Origin of the sequence: Bartonella sp. MR30HLJHH, assembly GCF_042194195.1 — a bacterium.
GTDB lineage: Bacteria > Pseudomonadota > Alphaproteobacteria > Rhizobiales > Rhizobiaceae > Bartonella > Bartonella grahamii.
Genome location: NZ_JBHIMO010000011.1, coordinates 26,600 through 35,780, shown reverse-complemented (window position 1 = coordinate 35,780; position 9,181 = coordinate 26,600). Strand labels below are relative to the sequence as shown.

Below are 9,181 nucleotides of genomic sequence, written 5' to 3'. Positions count from 1 at the left end.
TGTCATAGTGTCATAGTGTCATAGTGTCATAGTGTCATAGTGTCATAGTGTCATAGTGTCATAGTGTCATAGTGTCATAGTGTCAAAAAATTTCTTTCTTTCGTAATATTCAAAGTACTGGAAGAATTTTATAAGTTTTTATCATTATTTTTTATGGAATTCATCGCATCATACATGTAAAGCCAATCGAGATCTGACATAATGCTCTCTGGTGTACGAATTTTCATCATGAGATTGCGTGCAATTGCTATAGGACCGGTTGCGTGATAGACCAATCTATTGAAATCTCCGCGTTTTTTTACTGCTACAATACGGGGGGTGCGTGTTGTTTCGTAAAGCGAAAGTGCTTTCGTTAATGAAAAATCTTTCAATGAAAGTGCTTCTGCTAATGTGGCAGCATCTTCGATTGCCATAGCGGCACCTTGCGCTGCAAAAGGTAAGGCTGCATGTGCACAATCGCCAACAAATACTTGTCTCTCTAAGCCGATAAAACGATTTTGTTTCATTTGAAAGAGTGGCCAATAGCTCCATTCATCGATATGATCAAAGATTTGTAAGATTTTTGAATTCCAACCTTTAAAAAGAGATTTGAGTTTTTCTTTATCTCCTTTATGAGCCCATCCTTCTTTTGAATTTTCTCCATGCGTAATGGCGACAAAATTAAAAATTTTTTCTGACGATTGAATGGGATAGACAACAAGATGATTTTTGGGTCCCATCCAAGCTGTAATTGTCTTCATATTTTGCAATGAAGAACGAAATTTTTGAGGAAGATTATCAAATGTTGTTGTTGCACGCCAAGCAATAAAGCCACTAAAATTTGCTCTTTCATGAAAGGGAGATTGTTGCCGTAATGTTGACCAAACTCCATCACATCCGATCTGAAGGGGCGTTGAATGAAGCTGTTCTGTTGTTGTATCTGTTTTTATTGTCTTTATTTTAATGTTGGTTGCAGATTGGGTAGAAGATACAATCGTTTCACCTGCTTTGTATTTGATCAAAGGATTTTCAATCACTGCATCATATAAAATTTGTTGTAAAGCTGCGCGGTGGATCGTCATATAAGGGGCTTTCCAATATTTTTCTGTTAGATTGATAAGATGAGCCCGTAGATGTATTTTTAAAGACAATCCATCTTTTAACTCAAGAAAATGTGGGATTGTAGCGACTTCAGTGAGTTTGTTAAGAAGTTCCCAGCGAGCAAGAATAGATGTTGCATTTGGTGTCAGCTGAATACCAGCGCCTATTGTTTCAAGTTGCTTACACTTTTCGATAATGGTGCTTGCAATTCCTTTATGAGCGAGTGCTAAAGCGGTGCTTAAACCAGCAATTCCTCCTCCAACAATGAAGGGCGATCGGTTCACAAATGATTCCATATTAAACAAGCAGAATTAAAAGAGTGGTTATTAAGAAAGCCCAAAAACGCGATTATAATAGCTTTTCTGGATGATATAAACATCCTGTTGGGTTTGTTTGATCGTATGATAGCGAGGGAACATAACGATAAAGGGTTGAGCAATAAGGGCAAATTTTCTCATCTGCTTCTCCCATGTCGATAAAGATATGGGGATGATCGAATGGTTGTGTAGCGCCTACACACATAAATTCTTTCACACCAATTTCGATTATTTTATATCCAAGGTCATTTTGGAAATGGGGAATATTGTGATCAGCCATGGCGTACAAACTCCAGAATAAATTGTCTCATCAGCTATAATTAGGCTCTTCTATTTTATAGGCGTGAGTTTGTAATAAAGCTTATAATAATGCAAGCTGCTTTTTAAGACAAATTTCTCCTCCTTTATGCTATATTAGAATAATTGTCGTGTTTTTAGCGCTTTGCGCATAGAAATAGTTTCAAGTATTTTTAAATATTAAATGAAAACACGATGAGAAAAGTTAGGCATTGATATATTACTATGATGATAACATATTATAAAATGTTATATGAGATATTTCATCAAGGATTTTAGAAAATATAAAAGAAAATTATTTAGGATATATGGAACAGAGGGTGGTAGATAAAATTTCTATATCGAATATAACAATGAAAAATCCGGTACGGTTTATTAATCGAGAGTTTTCATGGCTACAATTTAATAATCGTGTTTTGATGGAAGCGGCTAATTCGAAACATCCTTTATTAGAACGCCTACAATTTCTTTCTATTTCAGCTGCAAATCTTGATGAGTTTTTTATGGTTCGTGTTGCTGGGCTAGCAACTCAAATTCGTGCTCGCGTTACAGCGTGCAGTGCAGATGGGCACACTCCACAGGAACAACTTGATATTGTATTAGCTGAGATTTCAAAGCTGCAGGCTCACCAACTACGAGAATTGAATGTTTTACGTGATGAATTAAAAAAGAATAATATTGAAATTATTTGTTCTGATGATCTTTCAGAAATTGAAAAATCATGGCTTGAAAAGTATTTTCTTGAGACAATTTTTCCTGTTTTAAAACCTTTGCCTGTTGATTCTACCCATTCTTTTCCATTTATTCCTAATTTAGGGCTTTCTATTGCGCTTCAATTGTCTGGAGAAACTGATCATAACTCACACACAGTGCTGTTGTCTATTTCAATGCTTTTGAGGCGTTTTATTCTTCTTCCTCAAGAGGGCAATCATTTTCGTTTTATTGCAGCTGAAGATGTTATTTGCTTTTTTATTAAACATGTATTTCCTAATTATGAGGTTAAAGGAATTGGTACATTTAGAGTAATCCGAGATAGTGATATTGAAGTCGAAGAAGAAGCTGAGGATCTTGTTCATTTTTTTGAAACTGCTCTCAAAAGGCGGCGCCGTGGGCAGGTTATTCGAGTTGAATTTGACGCAAAAATGCCAGAGAGTTTACGCCAGTTTATAGCGAATAGTCTTGCTGTTCCTGATAATTGTATTAATGTTCTTGATGGATTTTTAGCGCTTAATATGGTATCAGAAATTGTTTCTATCCCCCGTAATGATCTCAAATTTATTCCTTATATTCCCCGTATTCCAGAATGTATTCGTGAACATAAAGGGGATTGTTTTGCGGCTATTCGTGAAAATGACATTGTGATTCATCACCCTTATGAGACATTTGATGTTGTTGTCCAATTTTTACGTCAAGCTGCTTGCGATCCTGATGTTGTGGAAATCAAACAAACACTTTATCGTACATCAAACGATAGTCCAATTGTTGGAGCTTTGATTGAAGCAGCTGAACAGGGAAAGTCTGTGACTGCTTTGGTAGAACTTAAAGCACGTTTTGATGAGGAAGCAAATATTCGTTGGGCACGGGATCTTGAATGTGCTGGGGTTCAAGTTATTTTTGGTTTTATTGCATTAAAAACTCATGCCAAGATGTCATTGGTTGTGAGACGTGAGGGAAAACGTCTTTGCTCTTATGTTCATCTTGGAACAGGGAATTATCATCCCATTAACGCTAAAACTTATACGGATCTTTCTTTTTTTTCCAAGGATGATGATATCGCTCATGATGTTGCGTTATTGTTCAATTATATTGCGCAATATGAGCGTCCGAATGAAACAATGAAGATTGCTTTTTCACCCTTAACATTGCGTAGTCGTATCTTAGAGCATATTGAGGGAGAAATTGCTCATGCACAACAAGGAAGGTTTGCTGCTATTTGGATGAAAATTAATGCATTGGTTGATCCTGAAATTATTGATGCTTTATATCGTGCCAGTCAAGCAGGGGTGCAAATTGATTTGGTTGTGCGGGGGATATGTTGTTTACGTCCTCGTATTCCAGGAATTTCAGATAATATTCGTGTAAAATCAATTGTCGGGCGTTTTCTTGAACATAGTCGCATTTTTTGTTTTGGGAATGGTCAAGATTTGCCTAATGAAAATGCACTTGTTTACTTAGGCTCTGCTGATATGATGCCTCGTAATCTAGACTATCGTATTGAAATATTGGTTCCAGTTTTTAATAAAATAGTGCGTCAAAAAATTCTTTTACAGATTATGTTGGCTAATATCATTGATAATCAACAAAGCTTTGATATACTTAAGGATGGAACATCAAAACGTATCACACCGCAGATGGGTGAAAGTCTGTTTAATGCGCAGGAGTATTTTATGGCTAATACAAGTTTTGCGGGGAGAAAAGAGTCCTTTGAATCTTCTGTTTCGCGCTTGATTGCGTTGCGTCGGCAACAAGTCGAAATACATAAAGATTAAAATCCAATGACATATATAGATGCTCAAGGTCGGTTAAAAGGGCGTAAGCCTGTTGCTGTTATTGACATTGGCTCAAATTCTGTTCGGTTGGTTATTTATGAGGGGCTTGTTCGTTCACCAACGGTTTTGTTTAATGAAAAGATTCTTTGTGGTCTCGGTCATGGTGTGGCAAAAACGGGATTTTTAGAAAAAAAATCGATGAAAATGGCGTTGCAAACACTGAAACGGTTTCGTACGCTTTGTCGACAGATTGGGGCAGATGAGGTCTATACTTTAGCAACAGCAGCAGCACGAGATGCAAAGAATGGCGTAGCATTTATTCAGCATGCTGAAGATATTTTGCAAAATAAAATATATCTTCTTTCAGGAAGTGAAGAAGCTATGTATTCAGCATATGGAGTTGTGTCTACTTTTTATCAACCAAAAGGTATTTCTGGGGATCTTGGTGGTGGAAGTCTTGAGCTGATTGATATTGATCATTCTGATGTTGGTGAAGGGATAACTCTCCCATTGGGTGGTTTAAGGCTACAGTATATGTCAAATAATGATAGTGCTGTAGCTACAAAAATTGTACATGAGCAACTTTATAAATCGTCTGTTGTTCGTACTCGTAAAGGTATAGCACGTTATTTTTATGCAGTAGGGGGGACATGGCGTAATTTGGCAAAACTCCATATGGCAATGAAACACTATCAGCTTCCTGTTATGCATGGCTATGAAGTTGATGCCGTTGAAATGGAGAACTTTTTACGTCTTGTAGCACGTGGCAATATTGATAATATGAGAGGGATTGCAGCGGTTTCTCAGAATCGTCGGAAACTTTTATCTTATGGGGCAATAGTTCTTATTGAACTCATCCAGTGTATGGAGTTTGAAAAGATAATTTTTTCTGGTGCTGGCGTTCGTGAAGGTTTTCTTTATTCACGATTGCCGCAGGCGCTTCGACTTTCAGATCCTCTCATTGCAGCATGCACAGAAATGGCTATTTTACGGGCACGTTCACCAAAACAAGCAGAAGAACTCATTGATTTTACGACGAATGCTTTTGAAGTTTTTGGAATTTCAGAAACTGAAAATGAATGCCGTTATCGTCAAGCCGCTTGTCTTCTTGCGGATATTGGTTGGCGTATACATCCAGATTATCGAGGCAATGAAGCAGCAAATCAAATAGCTTTAGGATCTTATCCAGGAATTTCTCATGAAGGGCGCCTTTATGCGGCGCTTGCTGTTTTTTTTCGTAATACAAGTTTACTGGTTGATAAAGAATCTCTCCCCATTTTTCAATTAGCAACTCAAAATATAATTGAAAAAGCACGTATTCTTGGCGAAACTATGCGGATTGCTCATCTTTTTAGTGCTTCTGTTGCAGGTATTTTACCTCATCTATTGTGGCGTAAAAAAGAAGATCATATTATTTTGCAGATCCCAAAGAATTACGCTGGGTTATTAGGAGAACGTCCTCTTGGACGATTAAAAAAGTTATCAAAAATAATAAAAAAACCTCTTGCTTTTGAAATTTTTTGATTTTTTTCTAATTTATTCGGGCTTTATGTCTTATAATAGTGCCATTGACAAGGGATAAACTAGGCAACCTATCATCATGAGCTGGACAACGGGGGGCTTTGTTCCATAACGCCCGTGTCATCCCCCACGTAAGGCATTTGTAATGCCCTGAGCATTCATAAAAGAAAATATAATTTTTTTATCCAGTTACTTGCATCACAGAATGGATTTTGCACGTCATAAGCTTCGTGTGAAAATGAAAAGCCTTGTCCATCCTTACGTGACAAGGTTTTCTTTTTATGCCGTGTCATTTTGACGTTGCTATTTAGCTTGCTCGATGACATTCAAAAGATTCGATTGTAATCAACGCGATAAAAAACTAAAATTAAAAGGTCTTGGTAAAGATCCATTGGTAATATGACGCCGGAATGTTGAAACACTCATATGAAACAGTTTTGCACTTTCACGGTCCGCTAAAAGAATATCATTTTCTGTCATTATAAAATTCTTTCACTATAAAAAACAGAAACAAATCATAAGCATTTATTAACCATATTTTCGAATCCTTTGAAAGCTATTTAATTTATAAAAAACAATATTTTATTATATAATTTCTGATGTGATTATTTATGCTTCTTATTGAGATGATATGAGAGAAAAGGGAGAGAAAGTCATCCACAAATAATGGGGTTATGTATCCCATATCTTAGCTTTGATCTGTCACATAAGCCGTCCATTTATCCATATAGACACGGCGCTGTTCTAGATAATCTGTTCGACGATAGGCACGCTCTACTTGTCTTCCGACTGTATGACCTAGGATGGTTTCTGCGATTTCATAAGGGGTATCGGTTGTTTCAGCGGGCCAATAGCGTAAACTAGAACGAAACCCATGGGGGGCAGACATCAAGTTTATTTTTTTTCATATACTTTGACATACAATTCTGAGCAAAGGGACTACGACTGGTTGCAGAAAAAATCATTGCGAGAAAGCAAGCGTGCTTGTTTTAAAATTTCTAATGTCTTTGTTGATAAGGGCACGCGAAATTCTGTTGTAGCGTCATGCAAACCTTTCATATTCTCAGCAGGGATAGTCCATATATCCCCATCCACTTGATTTTATGAATATGACACAAAGGAAAAGTGCGGATCCCTATAAGGATGAGTAGACGCAAAGCCAATAGTGTTAGGGTTGTTTGTTTGGCAAAGTGTGTTTTATAAAAGATGCTACATCTCTTCAATCCATTGCTGGTAAATTTTGTGTTTTATGGCGTTGTTTTTTTAAGAGAGAGTGCTTTCTTTGCTGTTGCATCTTTTGTATACCAAATTGGGGCAAGGATATTGCGTATCTCTGTTTCTATACTCTCTGAAATAGGTAGACAGCCTAATTTGGGGAGAATATGAAGGCGTAAAGGTAAGAACCAATCCCCCCAGCCTTGCCATCATTTTTGAATTCAGCTTTACGGCTTTCAAAGGCATCTAGAGCAATGTATTTGAAGTAACGGAGATTACGCATTGCCTCACGCTTTTGTTGGTTGCGTTCTTTAATAGGGTCACGACCTTCACGTAAAACAGCACGCCATCCAGTTGCCAATTTACGGGCTTTTTAAAGAGACATCTCTTAAGGCACCTAAGCCCATTTCACGGCGGCGTCCATGAATTGTATAACGATAAAGTCATTGAGCACCATTATCTTTACGTGTGTGAAGAAGCAAGCCGGCACTATCATTATATTTGCTAGCTCCCAATGTTGCGACAGTCCTTGGCACTTGAGACGATTCATAAAAGCCACTTTAGTTCTTTCTTGTACAGTTTTTACCTACACGCCAGCCCCGCTTATTACGTGCAAGAGAATGGTTTTGATTGTTAGATTGTAATCTCGGTAGTTTTTTTAATACGATATGGTGACGTGAGGCATTATATCTTTGTTTGTTCCTATTATTAGGCTGCTATTTTTGTAACGAATGCGCTTTTATTATAAGAACTTTTTCTTTTTAAAACTTTTAAATGAGGAGCTGTTTGTGTTTTTAGATTTTTTTAATAAGATTGCTATTTGATTGACCTGATAAAGATTTAGCTGTTATTTTAATAAGAGTTTACTATTTAAGTTTTTAACTTTGTCAGAAGTAGGCTTTAGTTATCCTATTTGCGTTGGTCCGTAGGGCATAGCAATTTATGTAGATAATAAGTAGCGTAATGGATTTTAAAAAATGAAAATGTAAATTAAAGCTGTTTTGTGCTTATTTTTCCATCGTTAAAGTAAAACCCTATCTGCCCCTTTAGCAGTTGTTCGGCTTTTTTACCAAATATTTCATAGCGCCAGCCATTCATAGCGGGAATATTTTTCTTTATTCCTCCATTGGCAATTTTTTCTAAATCATTAGATGTTGCAATGATTTTAGGGGCAATGCTGTTTTCGTTTGCAACAATTTTTAATAACACTTTGAGCAGATCGATAACAGCGGCCGTCGTATCATTGAGTGGATTATGTTTAGGAATGGGGGGTAAAGTAGAAAGATCCACCTCTAAGCCTTCGTGGATAGCTTTGATTAATGATTGAGCAATTGAGAGTTTATCCCAATTCTTATTAAGACTGCGCAATCGTTTTAATGCAGATTCATCTTTTGGTTGTTGGGTTGCTATTTCTATAAGACATTCATCTTTTATGATATGACGACGTGGCATATTGTATCTTCGTGCTTCACGTTCACGCCAAGCTGCTATCTTTTGTAATACAGCAAGTTCACGTGGCTTTTTAATTTGTCCTTTCACTTTTTTCCATGCTTCATCTTCTGGCATATCATAGGTTTTAGGATTTAAAAGGATTGTTAGTTCATCATCCATCCAGTGAGCACGTTGATTTTTTTCTAACCTTTTTTTCAATAACAGGTAAACATCTCTTAGATAGGTTACATCGGCAAGTGCATAGAGCAGTTGTTTTTCAGACAAAGGTCGGCAACTCCAATCTGTAAAGCGGGAGGATTTATCAAGATGATGCCCCGTGCAGCGTTGTACAATTTGATCATAGGAGATAGAATCACCAAATCCACAAATTGATCCTGCTATTTGCGTATCAAAGAGAGGGGAAGGAATAACACCTCCAAGATGATAAATTGTTTCAATATCTTGGCGCGCAGCATGAAAAACTTTTACAATTTTTTTATCGATCATAAGGTCAAAAAAAGGCTGTAAATCAATATCTGCTGCTATGGGATCAATCAAAACTGTGATATCTGGTGATGCGAGCTGGATTAAACACAGTTGAGGCCAAAAAGTTGTTTCGCGGATAAACTCAGTATCGACTGTTATAAAATCAGAGGTACGTAGAGCGTTAAGTGCAATTTCAAGATCTGTTGTTTGTGTAATAAGATTCATCATTTTATTATAATTCGATAAATTAAATTTGTTCTTTATTGACTTTATTTTTGAGTTTTTATTCTCATATCTTGACAAATGGTTATTAAAAAGCGTTTGTAGCGCATGTGAATATTATAA

5 protein-coding genes and 2 pseudogenes are annotated in these 9,181 nt (G+C 36.7%); 2 read left to right on the top strand and 5 right to left on the bottom strand.

The genetic code is table 11. The features are described 5' to 3' along the window. Positions 1-128: 128 nt before the first annotated feature. Positions 129-1,376: an FAD-binding protein gene (locus ACFIKR_RS06875; RefSeq protein WP_375635889.1), complete on the bottom strand. Its 1,248-nt coding sequence runs from the start codon at positions 1,374-1,376 to the stop codon at positions 129-131. A 52-nt stretch (positions 1,377-1,428) separates the two neighbouring features. Further along, on the bottom strand, positions 1,429-1,677 hold the full coding sequence (locus ACFIKR_RS06870; RefSeq protein ID WP_375635890.1) for a zinc-finger domain-containing protein: 249 nt from the start codon (positions 1,675-1,677) through the stop codon (positions 1,429-1,431). 325 nt (positions 1,678-2,002) lie between these two features. Here ACFIKR_RS06870 and ACFIKR_RS06865 point away from each other — a divergent pair, with 325 nt between their 5' ends. Together ACFIKR_RS06865 and ppx are read left to right on the top strand one after the other, a co-directional pair. Beyond that, positions 2,003-4,183 carry an RNA degradosome polyphosphate kinase gene (locus ACFIKR_RS06865; protein ID WP_375659336.1) on the top strand — a complete coding sequence of 727 codons (2,181 nt, stop codon included), beginning with the start codon at positions 2,003-2,005 and terminating at the stop codon, positions 4,181-4,183. Positions 4,184-4,189: 6 nt separating this feature from the next. Continuing rightward, positions 4,190-5,707 carry an exopolyphosphatase gene (gene ppx / locus ACFIKR_RS06860; RefSeq protein WP_375659335.1) on the top strand — a complete coding sequence of 506 codons (1,518 nt, stop codon included), beginning with the start codon at positions 4,190-4,192 and terminating at the stop codon, positions 5,705-5,707. Positions 5,708-6,007: 300 nt separating this feature from the next. Here the strand turns inward: ppx and ACFIKR_RS06855 are convergent. From ACFIKR_RS06855 to rnd, 3 genes and pseudogenes are all read right to left on the bottom strand, one after another. After that, positions 6,008-6,184, bottom strand: a pseudogene (locus ACFIKR_RS06855) (DNA-binding protein). A gap of 208 nt (positions 6,185-6,392) precedes the next feature. Next, a pseudogene (locus ACFIKR_RS06850) lies at positions 6,393-7,478 on the bottom strand (tyrosine-type recombinase/integrase). 431 nt (positions 7,479-7,909) lie between these two features. Then, on the bottom strand, positions 7,910-9,064 hold the full coding sequence (rnd, locus tag ACFIKR_RS06845) for a ribonuclease D (RefSeq protein ID WP_375659334.1): 1,155 nt from the start codon (positions 9,062-9,064) through the stop codon (positions 7,910-7,912). Between the last annotated feature and the right edge of the window lie 117 nt (positions 9,065-9,181).